Source organism: Kitasatospora sp. NPDC048286 (assembly GCF_043201735.1).
Classification (GTDB): domain Bacteria; phylum Actinomycetota; class Actinomycetes; order Streptomycetales; family Streptomycetaceae; genus Kitasatospora.
Window position 1 is genome coordinate 427,399 of the sequence record NZ_JBICZE010000008.1, and the last position, 15,624, is coordinate 443,022.

Sequence of the window (15,624 nt, forward strand, 5' to 3'; positions counted from 1 at the left end):
TCCGATGGTGCCCCGTTGGTCGTGGGCACTCGTCATACTGCCATGGGTTGCTGACGTTCCATCAATTGATCCTGACGAAGGCCCCCTTGAGCACCGCCTCGGCGCCGCCGTCCACGGTGACCGAGGTCGTCCCCCGGACGGTGACCGATCCGCCGCGCACGTTCACCGCGCCGGTGCCCGCGTCCAGGGTGATGCCGGAGGGCGAGAGCCGCACCGTGCTGCCGGCCGCGCCGCCGAGGCCGTGGACGGTCAGCACGATCTCGCCGCGCTGCTGGTCCAGGCTGACCTCCAACTTCCCGTCGCCGCTGGCCAGATGGACGCCGGACTTGCCGCCCGGCACGTCCAGCAGCTCCATCCGGTGGCCCGAACGGGACACCACGGAACGGCGGTTGACCTTGCCGGAGGCCCCGTCGACCAGCGGCACGTCGTGCGGGGAGGGCCGGTCGACGCCGTTGTAGAGCCCGCCCAGCACGTACGGGCTGTCCAGGTCGCCCTGCTCGAAGCCGACCAGCACCTCGTCGTTGACCTCGGGGCTGACCACGCCGCCGCCCCCGGCTCCGCCCCACTGCACGGTGCGCACCCAGTCGGAGACGTAGGTGTCGTCCAGCCAGGGGAACTTGAGCTTCACCCAGCCGCGCTGCCCGCCGCCCGGCTCCCGGACGTCGGTGACCACGGCGACGGCCAGGCCGGGCATCCGGGGCCCGCGCGGCGGCGCGTTGCCGCCGCTGGTCAGCCCGGCCAGGGAGCGGTCCGGGGCGGCGCTGACCACCACGGTGGTGCGGTAGCCGCGGAACGGTTCCAGCAGATGGCGTACCCCGGTGGCGGTGTAGCGGCCGGAGAAGGCGGCGCCGACGTTGCCCAGGGCGACGGCGGTGCCCGCCCGCAGCCGCGGGTTGCCCTCGGCGACGGCCTCCAGTTCGCCGAAGCCGGCCGCCACCGAGGCGGCCAGCGAACGGGCCACCGAGGCGGTCTCCGCCTGGGTGCGGTACGGGGTGTCGGCGACGGTCAGCCGGGCCTGGCCGGGGAACGCGGAGGCCACCACGGAGGGGCTCATGCCCGGTTGCACGGTACGGGAGGTCACCGCGGGCTCGGTGGCGACCAGGGCGCTCTTGGTGGTGACGTTCCAGCCGCGCGCCTCGACCGTGTCCGCCCCCGCGGCGCCGGTCAGCACGCCGCGCAGCTCCAGCAGGTTGCGGCCGTACTCCAGCACCAGCGGGTTCTGCGGGGCCGGGGTGGAGGGGGCCGGGGCGCCGGAGGCCGGGTCGGGCCGGACGAACTCCAGCTTCCCGTCGTCGTCCACCCGCACCTGGGCGCCGCTCTCCTGTGCCAGGAACTGGAGGAAGTCCCAGTCCGGGACGTTGGCCTGGGAGAGCTGCTGGTGGACGACCGGGAAGGAGTCGATCTTCCCGCAGGTCAGGCCCGCTCCCGTGGCGACCTCGCGGACGATGTCGGCGGTCGTCATGTTCCGGAAGGCCTTCACCCGGCGCCCGCGCATCAGCCGGTGGGTGACCGCCGAGGCCCGCACCACGGTGTACGAGCCGGTGGTGTCCACCTCCAGCTCCAGCGCGGTCACCTCGCCGGTGAACAGCCGCGCCCTGGTGTTGCCCTGCACGGTGACCACGGAGACCTTCAGCGGAGTGCCGATGGTGATCCCGGTGGCGGCGAGGAAGGCGTGGTTGGCGTCCCGGAAGGACAGCACGGCGGTGTCGGGCAGGCCGACGCTCTCCTCGATGTCGCAGGAGACCAGCTGGGTCACCCAGATCGGCGGCAGCGGGCCCGGCGCCTCGACGACGGGATCGGCGGCGAAGGAGCGGCCGCCGCGGGCCTCGGGAGTGGTCATGGCCGTCCGCCCTGGGTGGGTTCGCTCCGGGTGTGGTTCCCGGCGCGGCTCTGGGTGAGTTCCTCGATGCCCGGCACGATCAGGTCCGCACCGGGGACGAGCGCCATCGGGTCGTCGATGTCGTTGGCCTCGGCGATGGTGCGCCAGGCGGTGGCGTCCCCGTACGCGCGCCAGGCGAGCAGCGGCAGGCTGTCGCCGGCGATCACCCGGTGGGTGCTGCGGGCCTCCGGGGAGCCGGAGGTGGGGTTCTGCCCGGCCGGGTCGACGCTGGCCTCGTCGATGGTCAGCGAGCAGACCGCCCGCAGCGGCTTCCCGTCGACGTCGAAGAGCGAGTAGGTGACCGAGAGGCCGGTCAGCACCCCGTTGAACGAGGTGGTCTTCAGGGTGCCCCAGTCCAGCCGGATCCACGGGCTGGCCGGTGTCTTGCGCGCCAGGCTGGTCGGGGTGGGTACGCAGGCCGTCATCAGCTGCTCCACCGCCCGCTCCACCGAGTTGTCGTGGGTCGCGGTGGAGTCCAGGAACACGTCGAGGGAGAGCGAGCGCGGACCGCTGCCGACGAACTCGGGCAGTGCGGACTCCCCCGCCATCCGGGACGGGGTGCGCCGCCACTCGGTGGTCTTGCTCAGCCGCAGGGTCGCCGGGTTGAACTGGAGGCGCAGCTGCGCGAGCGTGCCGCCGGGCTGGGCGCCGACCGTGGACGGTGGCTCCATGATGGTCAGTTGGGCCCGGGTGACGCTGGCGGGGACCGCCGGGGACATCCTGGTGCTCCTTCCGCGGGTCGGGGGTGGACGGGTTCGGGAGGGGTGGGGTCAGGAGGGACGCAGGCCCGCGTGGGCGATCTCCAGGGTCTCCATCGCCGCCTGGGAGTTGGCGGGGTCGAAGGACGGCCCCTCCCAGCGCACCGGGACGATCCCCATCACCTGCCAGCCGACGATCCGGCTCAGGTCCGGCCGCAGCGCCACGATCTCGCCGTCCTTGGGCTCGACCTTGCGGACGATCTCGGACAGCCAGCGGGTGATCTTGGTGGTGTCCGCGGTGACCGCGCGGGTCAGTGTGATGTTCGACCAGGTGATGCGCCCCGGCAGCTGCCACGCGAAGCCGTTGTTGCCGCCCTCCGCGTACTGCTCGATCTCGACCTGGGCGCCGAGCCCCGAGCAGGTGGTGAACTCGCCGAGGTCGTTGCCGCCGATGGTCAGACTGAAGAACACACTGGACGCGAAGATGTTGTCGGTCATCGCTTCTGCTCCCTGCTTCCGGTCACGTCGCTGCTGCGGCCTTCTGGCGGCCGTTCACCTGGTCCGCGTCGCGGCCCGTGCTCAGCGGCGCATGTCGTACGGTTTGCCGCTGCGCTCCCGGCCCCTGCGCAACTCGGTGCGCAGCAGCCGGCCGACGGGTTCGACCAGGCGCCGGGCCAGTTCGTCGAGGTCGGACGGGTCCGCGGACGGCTTGGCGTGCGGCCCGCCGGGGGCCTGCGCCGGGGGTTCCGCGGCCCCGGCCCGCTGCACCGTGGTGGGGGTGCGCGCGGGCACGGCGGTCAGCGGGATCCCGGCCAGGCCGTTCTGCTCGGCCACCCGCTGCAGCACCCGGGCCGTGCCGGGCGTGGGCGGGACGGCCCGCGCGGACGGTGTGGACCGTACGGCGGGGGCGTTCGCGGCCTGCCCGGTCGGCAGGGACCAGGACACCACGGGTACGGACGCGGACGCGGTGGCGGGCTGCGGGCCCGCCGACCAGCCCGCGCCCGCCGGGGACGCGAGGGTGGGCGGCTGCGCCGGGGACGGCTGCGGGGGGTGGGAGGTGGCCGGGAGGCGCTGGATCGACTGGGCCGCCGGGGGCGTCACCGGCCGGAGCCGGACGACCGGCGGGCGCGCGGCGGACGTCGGCACCGTGGCTCGCTGCAGGACCGACCGCCCCGGGCTCGTGACGTCGGACTGAGGCCACGCCGGTGCACCCGTGTTCGGGACTGCCGAACGGGTTCGACCGGGCAGCACCTGCGACGCGTGCGCGGGCACGGCCGCGGTCGGGGTGGTGCCGCCGGGCACCGGCGGACCTCCCTGCGCCGACGGGTGACCGGCCCGGCCCGAGGACCGTCGGGAGAAAGCACGCTGCACGGCGGCCACCACCCCGCGCGGCGCGGCCGTCCCCAGGGCGGGGAGCCGCCCCGGGTTCGTCCGTCCGGCCGGCCTCCCGGTTGCCGGGCCGCCGTCGCGGCCGCCCGGCGAGGGCCGGTCCGGTGCCTGTGAGCGCTGCGGCGCGGCAGCGGCCGACGGTGCAGCGTCCGGGTGGGAGGTGAGGGCGTTGGGCCAGGCGGCCCGGACCACGGGTGGCGTCGACGCCGGACCGGCGCCGGACGGCCCGGCCGACGCGGCCGCAGCGGCCGCGGACGGCGCCGGCGCAGTGGCGAGGGAGACCGACATCCGGCGGTCGCCGAGCAACCCGCGCCGCGTGCCGATGAGTTGGACGGCGCGCTGCACGCCCAGGCCGCCCGGGGCCGGACGGGCGGGCACCGTCACGGTGGGCATCGGAGCGGTGCCGCCTCGGGGCGGGGCGCTCGCAGGGCGCGGCCCGGGAGCGGTCGGCTGCACCGAGGCATCCGGCCGCCGCTCGGGGCCGCTGCCACTGCCACTTCCGGACGGCGAGGCGGCGGAGGTACCCACAGTCCCCTGTGGGGCAGCGGAGGGCAGGGGGCGTCCGGCTGCCGGTCCGCGCCTGCGGCGTCCGCTGCCATCGGCGGCCGGGGCGGTCGGGCCTGCCGGTCGCCCGTCATGGCCGGTCTGGGTCGGACTCTCGGACGGGGTGTCGCCCGGGCGCCCGGTGGCGCGTTGCACGGGCATCCCCTCACCGGCCACCGGCGAGACGACGGCGGGCGCGGCGCCGTCCGCCGCCGGGGCCGCGATCCGCTGCACCGGTCGGCGCCCGCCGAGCAGCGGCGCGGCGGCACCGGCCACGGCCGCCGTCGGCGGCAGCGCGTCGAGCGGCGCGCCCAGGCCCCCGCGCGTACGGGCCGGGGCCGGCTCGGGCTGGACCGGTGCCGAGGGGGTGGCGGCCCCGGAGGGCGCGCGGTGGACGGACGCGCCCTCCACGGGCCCACTCGCGCCCCCGAGGGTGGGAGCGGGCCGGAGCGGCACCGACGGCGCACGCTGCACGGACACGCCCTCGGCAGGCCCGCTCGCGCGGGCAGGAGCCGAATCGGGCCGGACCGGCGTCGACGGAGTGTGCGACGAGGTGGCGGCGTCGGACGCCGCGCGCTGCACGGACGCACCCTCGACGGGCCCGCCCGCGCGGGCAGCGGTCGGTGCGGGCCGGGCCAGCGCGGCGCGTTCGGGGGTCGGCGAGGAGGAGGGCGTGCGCTGGACGGACGCGCCGCCGGCGTTCCCGCGCTCGGGCCGGGACGGCGCCTGGCCTGCCGGGCCGCCGGCCGTACGGGCGCGACGGGCCGGGGCGGCGTCACGGCCCCCGCCTCCGGAGGGCAGGGCGCCGTCGGGCCGGCTCGTCCCGACGACGGGAGACCCGGCCGCGGCGGCGGGGACGACGGGCATGGCCGGCGCCCCCGAGGCGGCGTCAGCGGCCCGGGGACCGTCGGTGGCCAGCGGTGTGGCGCTTGCGGGCAGCGCGGTCAGGGGCGCGCCGAGGACCGGGCGGGCGGGCGCCGCGGCGGGGCCGCTCGCGGGGGCACGCTGGACCACCCCTTCGGCCCGCCCGCTCCGCGCGGACGCGGGCGCGGACGCCGCGGCCGGACCGGACGCCGTCCGTACGGCGGCTTCGCCGCTCGCGGGAGGGCGCGTGCCGTCGGTCGGTGTCTCCGTCATCGCGGCGGGCGTCGGTGTGTCGGTGCCCCGGGCCGTCGGCTCGGTGGCGACGCCCGGCGCCCTGACCGTTCCCGGGACGGCCGCCACCGGGCGCGCGGGCAGCGACGTGGGGCGCCTCGCCACGACCAGCGGAGCGCCCACGGAACGCGGACGCACCGGACGCTCGACGGTCCGGGCCGCGGATTCGTTCGGAAGCGGGGAGGCCGTGACGGCCTCGGGCGTCGCCCCGACGGCAGCCGGCGCACTCGCCGCCGCAGCAGCAGCGGGCGTTCCGGCAGCGGATTGCGGTGCCGCGGCCTTCGGCGAACCGGCCTTCGGCGAACCGGCCCTCGCCGCAGCGGACTTCGACCTGCCGGGCACGGGCACAACGGGCGCCGCCGCAGCGGGCCTCGGCGCACCGCCGTCGGCCCCGGCCGCGACCGGCTGACGCTCGCCCCCTCCCGCGCGCGGCGGGCGCGGCGCCGACCGCACCGGGAGTCGCCGCAGCCGGACGGAGCGCTGGACCGGCGCGGCCGGTCGGGCCGCGCCCGACGGCCCGTCCTGCGCCGGCTCCTCGGGCCCGGCCTGGACCGGGAGCACCGGCACGACGAGGTCGTCCCCGCCCGTGCGGGCGGGGTCCGGCAGGCCCGGCCTCGCCACGGCCCGCAGGATGCCGACCGGGGCGGTCGGCAGGACCGCGTGGCCGAGCGGGCCGCAGAGCGAAGGGTCCTGCCAGGCGGTGAGCCGGGAGCGGAACGTCAGGCCGTCGCTGACGCCGTGGGCCGGCCCGGCCAGGGTCGGGACCAGCGGCGCGACGGCGCGCCAGCCCCCGTCCCCGGCCGCCGGGCGCCGCCGGGGAGCGGCCTCCCCGACGCCCCCACCGGTGCTCCCGTCGGCCTCCACGCCGACGGGAGCACCGGTCTCGCCGCCCCTGCGGCGGCCGATCCAGTCCCGAAGCCCCACCCGGCTCACCCGCCTTCGCTGATGCGGGTGTTGAGCCGCGCGATCTCCCTGACCCACTGCCCGCGTTCGCGGTGGGTCAGGTCCAGGATGTCCTCCCGCTGCCAGTGGAAGTGGTACGCGACGTACGCGATCTCCTCGTACAGCCGAGCAGGCGCGTACGTCACGATTCCCCCAGGCGCCCACCGGCGAGGTCGACCTCGAAGGCGCCGTCGCAGTGCGGGCAGGTCACCGCGGCGCGCGTGTGGCCTTCGCTGTTGATCCGCTGGTAGAGGTCCTGGAGGAAGGCCACGTCGGTGGCGTACATCCGCTCGACGACCCCGGCGTGCACGTCGGTGATGTCGCCCAGCCTGGTGATCACGTGGCTGAGCAGCACCACGCTGAGGTACGCCGGGTTCTCCTTGACCCGCAGGTCGATCTGCGGCATCAGCTCGTCGCGGGCGGTGGCCAGGCGCATGGCGCCGTGCCGGTGGACGGTGCCCTCGTCGTCGACGTAGCCGAGCGGCAGCTCGAACTCGAACTCGGTGTGCGGCGCCCGCCCCCGGGGCTGCGACGCCGCCGCTGCCGCCGGGGCCTGCTGCTGGGGCGCGGCGTTCTGCGGGGCCGGAGCCCCTTCCAGCAGCTCGTCCAGGCCGATCTTGCGCCTCACTCGACCGAGATCTCCTCGAACACGATGGTCACGGTCTCGGTCGCGGCGCTGGACTCGCCGGCGCTGAGGGTGGGGCCCTCCCAGCGGCTCGCCCAGGCGTTGGTCAGCTGGATGCGCCGCAGGGTGGCACCGGTGGTGTCCTTGACCTCGATGGTCAGGTTCTGCCGCGCGGTGTTGATCGCCCCGTTGTTGAGGGTCTCCTTGATCCAGTCCGTGAACGCGCCGCTCTTGTCCAGGCCGCGGGTGATGGTCACCTCGCCGGGGAGCCGGGCGCCGGGCTGCTTGCGGACGATCAGCTTGCCCTCTTGAGTCACCTGCTTGTACTCGACGACGTCCTGTTCGACCGTCAGGTTGCTGATCTCCTTGACGGACTCGACGTTGTAGCCGCCGAGTTGGACGCCGAAGATATGTGTGGAGAGCGGATCGCCTTCAGCCATGGGTTTCTGTCACCTTCCGATGCGAGGGGTGCCGAGGGGTGGTGGTGCCGACCGGGCCGGTCACTCGTTGACGAGGCTCGTGCTGTCGGAGAACTGGGACAGCCGGAACACCACGAACTCCGCGGGCTTCACCGGGGCGACGCCGATCTCGCAGATCACCTGGCCGAGGTCGATGGACTCCGGCGGGTTGTTGTCGCGGTCGCACTTGACGTAGAAGGCCTCGGCCGCGGTCTGGCCGAACAGGGCCCCGCGCCGCCACTCCTCGGTGAGGAACGCGGTGATGTTCCGGCGGATGCTGGACCACAGCCGGTCGTCGTTGGGTTCGAAGACCACCCACTGGGTCCCCAGGAGGATGGACTCCTCCAGGTAGTTGAACAGCCGGCGCACGTTCAGGTAGCGCCACGCCGGGTCGGAGGAGAGGGTGCGCGCGCCCCAGATCCGGATGCCGCGCCCGGGGAACGCCCGCACGCAGTTGACGCCGATCGGGTTCAGCAGGTCCTGCTCGCCCTTGCTGAGGCGCAGCTCCAGGTCCACCGCGCCGCGGATGACCTCGTTGGCGGGCGCCTTGTGCACGCCGCGCTCGGCGTCGCTGCGCGCCCACACCCCGGCGACGTGGCCGCTCGGCGGGACCAGCACGTTGCGGCCGCTCGCCGGGTCGAACACCTTGATCCACGGGTAGTAGAGCGCGGCGTAGCGGGAGTCGAAGCCCGCCTCCTCGTTGCGCCAGGTGCGCATCCGCTGGGCGTTCAGGCCGGGCGGCGGGTCCAGGACGGCGATCCGGTCGCCCATCTGCTCGCAGTGCGACATCACGGCCAGCTGGACGGTGCGCAGGCCCTCGTCGTCGAGGTCGCCGCGCTGGTAGGCGCTCATCAGGTCGGGCACCGCGACCATGGTGATCTCGTCGATCGCCTCCAGGCCGCCGAAGCCGGTCCGGGCGGCGGCGTCGCCGACGTACTCGGCCGGGTCGAGCCGGCCTGCCGGGACGGCGGCCGGCGCGGGCGCGGCAGCCAGGGCGTGGGTGCGGCGCTCGGGGCGGCTCGGCGCGGTGCCGGGCTTCTCGGCGACGGCGACCAGCTTCGACTCGCGCAGCTGGGTGACGACGTAGCCCTTGGTGCTCTTGCGGGTCGAGACGTCGTACGTCTCGACGACCTCGGCGCCCCGGCGCACCAGCAGCCGGAAGCGGTCCTCGGGGACGTTCTCCCCCTCCGCGTCGGCGACCTCGACGGACACCTCGCCGCCCGCGGCGGGCAGGGCGGAGAACAGGAACCCGGCGATCTCGACGGGCGGGGCCGCGGTGACGGCGGGGGCGGCGCCGGGCGCCTGCCGGGCCGGGTCGCCGACCCGCACGACGTAGGCGGAGCCGCCGCCGTTGGCGAAGAAGCCGTACACCGAGTGCGCCAGGTAGGTGCCCTCGGTGAAGCCGCCGAACCGCTGGACGTACTGGTCCCAGTTGGTCACCAGTGTGGGCTCGTGGAAGGGTCCGGTCTCGGCGAAGCCGACGAAGGCGGCGACGGCCGTGCCGACGCCCTCGATCGGCCGGGCACCGGACTGGACCTCCTCCACGTACACGCCCGGGGTGAGGTACGACGGCATACGCGCTCCTTCGGCTGGACCACCGCTATTCGCCGGTCATTCGCCTCCGAGTCTGCTGCCCGGGCACCTCCCGGGAACATGTCCGCAGGTCCCGGACCGGGGGCAGGAACCGCTGCCCCCGGCGGACACCTCCGCACGTCCTCCCAGGCGCCCCGGCTGCCCCGCCGTCCCCCGGCACCTCGGCAGCCGGTCAGCCCGTCAGCCCGTCAGCCCGTCAGCCCGTCAGCCGTGCCCGGCGTCCCCGAGCCGGCCCAGCCACGGCCCGAACTCGCTCGCCAGCACCAGCCGGCCGAGCTTCCGGTACTCGCCGACGACCGCGGACACCAGCTGCGCCATGCCCAGCGGGGCACCCGTCCCGGCGGCCAGGTAGGCCGCGGAGACCGCGCAGGCCCGGATGGAGCCACCGGTGAGCTCGAAGTTCCGGGCGCAGTAGTCCAGGTCGAGGTCGTCACCGCGGGGCACCAGCGGCCCGAGGCAGCGGTCCCACAGCAGGCGCCGCTGCGTCTCGTCCGGCAGCGGGAACTCGGCGATGACGTCCAGCCGGCGGGTGAACGCCTCGTCGAGGTTGGCCCGCAGGTTGGACGTCAGCACGGCGATCCCGTCGAAGGACTCCATCCGCTGCAGCAGGTACGCCGTCTCCACGTTGGCGTGCCGGTCGCGGGCGTCCTTGACCTCCGAGCGCTTGCCGAACAGCGCGTCCGCCTCGTCGAACAGCAGGACGCCGTTGACCTGCGCGGCCTCGGTGAAGATCCGTTCCAGGTTCTTCTCGGTCTCGCCGATGTACTTGTCCACCACGGTGGAGAGGTCCACCACGTACAGCTCCATGCCGAGTTCGGCGGCGACCACCTCGGCGGACATCGTCTTGCCGGTGCCGGACTCCCCGGCGAACAGGGCGATCACGCCGTTGCCCCGGCCGCCGCCCGGGCGCATCCGCCACTGCCGGAGCACCTGGTCGCGGTGCCGGGCGCGCAGCACGAGTTCCCGCAGCCGGCCCGCGGTGGGGGCGGGCAGCACGAGGTCGGACCAGCCGACCCCGGGCTCGATCCGGCGGGCGAGCCGGGCCAGGCCGGCGGCGTTCTGCGCCCGCACCGCCGTCCGCAGGTCCTCGGCCCGCACCGGGCGCCGCTCGGCGGCCGCCGTCCTGGCCGCCACCGAGGCCGCGCGGGCCAGTTGCTCCCCGTCCAGCCGGTAGGCGGCGACCGCCTCGGCCAGCTCCTCGTCCAGCTCCGCGCCGAGCGCGCCGGCCCACTGCTCGGCCCGTACCCGGGCGTCCGGCGGTGGGACGGTGACCACGACCGGGCTCCGGGCCGCCCAGGTCGGGTCCCAGACCTGCGGGCCGTGCACGACCAGCGGGACGCCGTCGAGTGCCGCGCACAGTTCGCGCAGCAGCGCGGCCCGCTCGGGCCGTTCGGGTTCGAGCCGGTCCAGCGGTCCGAGCACCACGCCGCCCCCGGCCAGGCGTGCCTCGCGGGCGAGCACCCGTACGGTGGCCTCCGGCGGGCGGGCGGCGAGCGCGGCGGCGTCGACCAGCAGGGGCGGCGGGCCGTCGGCCGCGAGGGCGGCCACCGCGATCGGGGCGGCGTGTCCGCTGCGGTCCAGCAGGTGGACGAACCCGCCGTTGGCGGCCAGCGCGCGCAATCGCTCGTCGGGCCGCTCGCCGGACCGTTCGTGGGACCGCTCGTGGGACCGCTCGTCGGGCCGCTCGTCGAGCAGCCGGAAGCGGGGCTCGGCACGGCGGGCCAGCCCGGCGAGGGTGCCGTCCGGCTCGTCGTCGCCGAGCAGATGGGCCGTCACCCGGTCCGGGACGCGCAGGGTGCGGGAGAGCAGCGGGCGGTCGGGCTCGGTGACCTCCAGCAGGCCGCCGGCGACCAGCGGGGCGCGGACGGAGAACCGGAAGCGGCCGGCGCCGGCCCCGGGCTGTCCGCACAGCTCCAGGGCGAGGCCGATGGTCGCCCGGCGGCGGGTCAGGTCGTCGTTGAGGTAGCCGTAGAGCTGTTCGAAGCGGGAGTCGAGGTCGGGGGCGAGGGCGACCAGCAGCAGGTCGAGGTCCACCGGGAGCAGCCCGAAGGCGGCGGCGAGCCGGCCGAGCCGGGAGTCGGGCGGCGGGGCGGGCCCGTCGCCGAGGTCCCCGGTGGCCCCGTACACCGTGGCGGAGGCCGCCAGGATGCGCTCCACCGCCTCCGGGCCGAGGTACTGGCCGCGGTACGGGTCGTCCGGGTCCGGGTCGTCGGCCCGGCGTTCGCGCACCGCGGCGCGGACCTTCTGCTCGACGCGGTGCAGCCGCTCCCAGAGGTGGTCGTGGTGCGGGCCGGGTGGCCGGGCACTCGGCGGTGCGTCGTTCACGGGCTGTTCGAGGTCGACGGTCATCGCGCCCTGCCCCGTGGCCGGCGGCCGGGCGGCAGCCCGCGTTCCCTGGGCGCGGCGAAGCCGTCCGGCCCCGGGTCGTCGGTGCCCTGGTAGCGCAGTCGGCGGCCCGGCCCGTCGGTGGGCGGCGGCCCGGCCGGGGTGGTGTCGCCGGCGTGCAGCACCAGCCCCTCGGTGACCGGCGGCCCGGCCGGGCTGCGCTCGCCGGGCAGCGGGGCGAGCACCCGGAGGTCGACGGAGGGCCGCAGCTCCCCGCCGAGCGAGGACCAGACGTCGGACACCGACGGCAGGCCGGTGTCACGCCCCGCGATGTCCAGCGCGACGGTCAGTCCGAGCTCCGCGAGGCTGCCGGTGAGCAGCCGGGCGGGCAGGGTGTCGGTGGCCGTCAGGCACTGCAGCACCTCGGCCAGCAGCCGGTGTTCGTCCTGCGGCCGGTTGGTCCAGGCGGTGACCAGGTAGGCCAGCTCGAACCAGCGGGGCGCCGGGCGGTGGCCGGTCACCAGGCCGTCCGCGTCGTACTCGGCGACGGTGCCGGTCTGCCGGCGGCCGGTGTCCTCGCGCAGCCCGTACAGGAAGACGCTGACCGTGGGCGCGTTGCGCCGGGCCGCGAAGTCCCGGGTGGGTGCGTCGAAGACCACCTCGATCCCGCGCTCGGGCAGGCCGGTCTCGGCGAGCAACTGCCGTAGTGCCTCGTCGACTTCGTGGATCACCGCCGCTCCACCTCCCCGGGCGGGCCGATGCTGCCCTCCACCACCAGGAAGGGGCAGGTCACCGGGGAGAAGCCGGGGCCTTCGGCGGTGATGGTGCGCGGGCCGGTCTCGTCCTTGGGGAGGATGAGCAGCTGGCCGGCGAAGGTGCCGTCGCCCTTGGGGCGGGTGGGCGCGGCCGCGGCGGTGATGCCGGGGTTCCAGGTGAACCGGACGGGCGTGCCTGGCGGGAAGTCCACGCCGCGCACCGAGGTGACGAAGCCGGGCTTGCCGATCGGCGGCACCGCGACGATGCGGGGCTGGAGGATGCGCAGCGGGGTGCTCGCCCGGTGCGGTCCCGGGGTGGCGTCGGTGCCGGTGGTGGTCAGCTCCGCGGTGATGGTGGTGTCCAGCGCGGCCACGGGCGAGAGCACCACGCGGACCACGGCGCTGCGGCCCGGGGCCAAGTCGCTCACCGTGCAGGTGCCGGCCCGGCAGCCGGGCGGCAGGGCCTCGGTGGGCACTCCGGCGGGCAGGCCGAGGGTCAGGCGCAGACCGGTGGCGAGGGCCTGGCCGGTGTTGCGGACGGTGTAGCTGACGGTCACGTGGCCGCCGACGTAGCCGGGGTTCGGCTGGGCGTCGACCGCGATCGTGGGGCCGGCCTGGGGCGGCGGTACGGGGGCGGGCGCCGGGGGCGGCGGCGGGGCGGGGCTGGGTGTGGCGGTCGGGCTGGGTGCGGGGGTGGTCGGGGTCGGTGTCGGGGTCGGCGTGGCCGTCGGTGACGGGGTGGGGGTCGGGGTCGGTGTCGGCGACGGGGTCGGCGGCTCCAGCACCGGCAGGAAGGTCCGGGCGGAGTCGTCGTCGGGGTTCGGGTCCTGGACCGCTCCGGTGACGCTCCAGCCGAAGTCCGGGTAGCCGGGCCGGGTGCCGATCAGGGTGGCGGTGATCCGGATCACCGCGCGCGGTGCCATGGTGCCGAGTTCGCAGCGCAGCGCCGCGGCGTCGCACGTTCCGGTCGGGGTGGTCAGCTTGCCGAGCCGGGCACCGGTCGGCACCGAGACGGTGAGGACGGTGCCGGGCGAGGGCGCGGGGCCCTTGTTGGTGACGGTGACGGTCACGTCGGTGCTGCCGTCGACGGGGACGGCCGGGGTCCGCTCGGGCACGCTGACCGACAGGTCGACTGACTGCTGGACGGCCGGCTCCTTCTGGCGGCCCGGCAGCCGCCAGTCGAGTTCGGTGAGCTTGGCGGTCGCGAAGTCGTAGACCTTGAGGCCCTCCGGTGAGCTCGGCGGCGCGTCGCGGCGCGAGGTCATCAGCAGTTGCGCGCTGTTCGCCGTCCAGGCGACGTCGCGGGGCTGGAAGGGCCCGGTGGTGGGGCGGTCGGGCAGCGGCCGGGTGCAGGCGCCCTGGCCGAGCCCGGCGGGCACGATCACCGTGCAGTCGGCGCCGGTCGGCGTGGTGACCACCACCCCGTCCTGGTGGTTGTTCCCGCCGTCACCGGCCTTGCGGTTGAAGGCGATCCGGCGCCCGTCGGGGGCGAAGGCGGGGCTGTCGTCGATGACGTCGCAGTTGCCCGGGCAGGCCGTCCGGCTGAGGTCGGTCTGCCGGGTGAGGTCGTCCGCGGAGACGGTCCAGACGTGCAGGTTGCCGGCGTTGCCGTCGATCACGGCGGTCCGGGAGAAGGCGATCAGCTTGCCGTCGGGGGACCAGAACGGCTGACCGTCGGAGGCGCCCTGCTGGCCGGCGGGCGGCTGGACGGTGCCGACGATCCGCCCGGTGGCCACCTCGGCGATCAGGACGCGACCGGGCCGGGCGGGCTGCCCGTCGGCGGCCGGGGCGCTGCGGCTGAACACGATCAGCTTGCCGTCCGGGGAGAGCGACGGGTCGGTGTCCCGGTCGTCGGGGCCGCGCCCGGCGAGGTTCATCGGCTGCGGGTTCGCCCCGTCGCCGTCGGCGATCCAGATCCGCTGGATCCGCCCGGCGGGCCCGTCCTCGTAGCGGGTCACCACGATCTGGCGGCCGTCGGGGGTGTAGGTCTGGCGCTCGTACCAGGGGTCGAAGCCGGGGCGGGGGTGGAAGAGCGGGTCGGCGGCCGGGTCGGTGCTGGTGTTGCCGTCGGCGGCCGGGTCCTCGCGGAGCACGCTGATGCCGAGGTCGCGCGGGTCGGACCCGTCGGGGCGCATGTCCTCCACGTCGGCGACGTTGGAGCCCGAGGCGCTGGTCTGCTCGACGACGGGGCCGCCGCCCTGCTGCGGGCCCAGCCAGGTCGGCGAGGAGATCAACCGGTCGGCCCGGTAGAGCAGTTCGGGCGCCTTGCAGTTGCAGGTCAGCGCGCTGTAGAGGTTCACCACGGGCGGCCGGGTCGGGTCGGGCTGCGGACTCGGGTTGTTGGGGTCGAGCAGGTCCGCGCTGAGGAAGACGACTCCGGTGCCGTCGGCCGTCCAGGCGGCGGAGCCGGTCTTCCAGGTGGAGCCGGTGCCGGGGAAGAAGGCCTTGTCGCCGCCGGTGGGCGAGGTGAGCATCAGGGTCCGGCCCTGGGCGCCCTGGTCCCAGGTGTAGACGATCTCGTTGCGGTGGGCGTCGTCGTCGACCGGGTTCCAGGTCGGGTCGATCGCGTCCCCGTTGGTCACGTTGGTGACCTTGACGGGCGCGCCGCCGGTGAACGGCCTCAGGTAGATCTGACGGTGCGACGGTTCGCCGTCGCAGGAGTAGGCGATCCACTTCCCGTCGGGCGAGACGGTCGGATGGGTCTCGTCGGCCGCGCCGTCGGTGATCCGGCGCAGCCCGCTGCCGTCCCGGTTGACGGCCCACAGGACGTGCTGGGGCTTGCTGTCGCCGCCGCGGTCCTCCAGCGCCTCGAAGACGACGCCCTTGCCGTCCGGGGCGAGGGCGGGGCGGGAGGTGTCCATGCCGGTGGTGAGCCGGTGCACCGCGCCGGCCGCGTCGCGCAGGTACACCTGGGGCAGCGGGCTGTCGCGCAGGCTGGTGAAGACCACCTCGTCGCCGCGGGCCGACGGGTCCCGGTCGAAGTGGATCGGGCCGGGCCCGAACAGCGGGGTGCTCGACTCGGCGCCGGTCACCTTGCCGAGGCCGCGGTGGTCGGTGCCGGCGAAGACGATCCGCCCGGCCGCCGGGTCGACCGCGGCCACCGGGGCCGCGGCGCCCGGCCCACCGGGGGCGGCGCCGGTCAGGGTCACCAGGGCCGCCGCGAGCGCGAGCAGCACCGCGACGGCGGCCCTGGCCGGCCGCCGGACGGAGCGGGGGGTGGCGGTGGCGCCGATCACGCTCGACCTCACAGGTTGCAGGGGCG

At 75.9% G+C, this 15,624-nt stretch carries 12 protein-coding genes; 1 reads left to right on the forward strand and 11 read right to left on the reverse strand.

The window, feature by feature from the left end; genetic code table 11:
• Positions 1-61: 61 nt before the first annotated feature.
• The 4 genes from ACGF13_RS21940 to ACGF13_RS21955 all read right to left on the reverse strand — a co-directional run bounded on the left by ACGF13_RS21940 (position 62) and on the right by ACGF13_RS21955 (position 3,723).
• Complete coding sequence (locus ACGF13_RS21940) at positions 62-1,840, reverse strand: VgrG-related protein (RefSeq protein WP_392877547.1); 1,779 nt, start codon at positions 1,838-1,840, stop codon at positions 62-64.
• Positions 1,837-2,598, reverse strand: a complete 762-nt coding sequence (locus ACGF13_RS21945) for a LysM peptidoglycan-binding domain-containing protein (protein ID WP_392877549.1) — start codon at positions 2,596-2,598, stop codon at positions 1,837-1,839. The genes ACGF13_RS21940 and ACGF13_RS21945 overlap by 4 nt, the downstream gene beginning before the upstream one ends.
• A 51-nt stretch (positions 2,599-2,649) precedes the next feature.
• Positions 2,650-3,075, reverse strand: a complete 426-nt coding sequence (locus ACGF13_RS21950) for a phage tail protein (RefSeq protein ID WP_392877551.1) — start codon at positions 3,073-3,075, stop codon at positions 2,650-2,652.
• Positions 3,076-3,156: 81 nt separating this feature from the next.
• Complete coding sequence (locus ACGF13_RS21955; protein ID WP_392877553.1) at positions 3,157-3,723, reverse strand: hypothetical protein; 567 nt, start codon at positions 3,721-3,723, stop codon at positions 3,157-3,159.
• Between the two features lie 1,897 nt (positions 3,724-5,620).
• Between ACGF13_RS21955 and ACGF13_RS21960 the strand changes: the two genes are divergently transcribed.
• Positions 5,621-6,073, forward strand: a complete 453-nt coding sequence (locus tag ACGF13_RS21960) for a hypothetical protein (protein WP_392877555.1) — start codon at positions 5,621-5,623, stop codon at positions 6,071-6,073.
• Positions 6,074-6,593: 520 nt separating this feature from the next.
• On the opposite strand, the gene ACGF13_RS21965 is transcribed toward ACGF13_RS21960, so the two are convergent.
• From ACGF13_RS21965 to ACGF13_RS21995, 7 genes are all read right to left on the reverse strand, one after another.
• On the reverse strand, positions 6,594-6,752 hold the full coding sequence (locus ACGF13_RS21965) for a DUF6760 family protein (protein WP_392877556.1): 159 nt from the start codon (positions 6,750-6,752) through the stop codon (positions 6,594-6,596).
• Entirely contained in the window at positions 6,749-7,234 is a 486-nt protein-coding gene (locus tag ACGF13_RS21970) for a hypothetical protein (protein WP_392877558.1), read from the reverse strand. Before ACGF13_RS21970 ends, ACGF13_RS21965 begins: the two co-directional genes overlap by 4 nt.
• Complete coding sequence (locus ACGF13_RS21975) at positions 7,231-7,671, reverse strand: phage tail protein (protein WP_030290301.1); 441 nt, start codon at positions 7,669-7,671, stop codon at positions 7,231-7,233. Before ACGF13_RS21975 ends, ACGF13_RS21970 begins: the two co-directional genes overlap by 4 nt.
• 60 nt (positions 7,672-7,731) lie before the next feature.
• A complete protein-coding gene (locus tag ACGF13_RS21980; protein WP_392877559.1) occupies positions 7,732-9,264 on the reverse strand; it encodes a phage tail sheath family protein in 1,533 nt (510 codons plus the stop codon).
• Positions 9,265-9,486: 222 nt separating this feature from the next.
• Complete coding sequence (locus ACGF13_RS21985) at positions 9,487-11,631, reverse strand: AAA family ATPase (RefSeq protein ID WP_392877560.1); 2,145 nt, start codon at positions 11,629-11,631, stop codon at positions 9,487-9,489.
• Positions 11,628-12,338: a DUF4255 domain-containing protein gene (locus ACGF13_RS21990; protein WP_392877562.1), complete on the reverse strand. Its 711-nt coding sequence runs from the start codon at positions 12,336-12,338 to the stop codon at positions 11,628-11,630. Before ACGF13_RS21990 ends, ACGF13_RS21985 begins: the two co-directional genes overlap by 4 nt.
• The gene (locus tag ACGF13_RS21995; protein WP_392877564.1) at positions 12,335-15,598 is read right to left on the reverse strand and encodes a hypothetical protein; all 3,264 of its coding nucleotides are present in this window, start codon (positions 15,596-15,598) and stop codon (positions 12,335-12,337) included. Before ACGF13_RS21995 ends, ACGF13_RS21990 begins: the two co-directional genes overlap by 4 nt.
• Between the last annotated feature and the right edge of the window lie 26 nt (positions 15,599-15,624).

Excerpts from the sequence above, each read along its gene's own strand:
- ACGF13_RS21940 (WP_392877547.1), bottom strand. The coding sequence starts at position 1,840 with ATGACCACTCCCGAGGCCCGCGGCGGCCGCTCCTTCGCCGCCGATCCC.
- ACGF13_RS21945 (WP_392877549.1), bottom strand. The coding sequence starts at position 2,598 with ATGTCCCCGGCGGTCCCCGCCAGCGTCACCCGGGCCCAACTGACCATC.
- ACGF13_RS21950 (WP_392877551.1), bottom strand. The coding sequence starts at position 3,075 with ATGACCGACAACATCTTCGCGTCCAGTGTGTTCTTCAGTCTGACCATC.
- ACGF13_RS21975 (WP_030290301.1), bottom strand. The coding sequence starts at position 7,671 with ATGGCTGAAGGCGATCCGCTCTCCACACATATCTTCGGCGTCCAACTC.
- ACGF13_RS21980 (WP_392877559.1), bottom strand. The coding sequence starts at position 9,264 with ATGCCGTCGTACCTCACCCCGGGCGTGTACGTGGAGGAGGTCCAGTCC.
- ACGF13_RS21985 (WP_392877560.1), bottom strand. The coding sequence starts at position 11,631 with ATGACCGTCGACCTCGAACAGCCCGTGAACGACGCACCGCCGAGTGCC.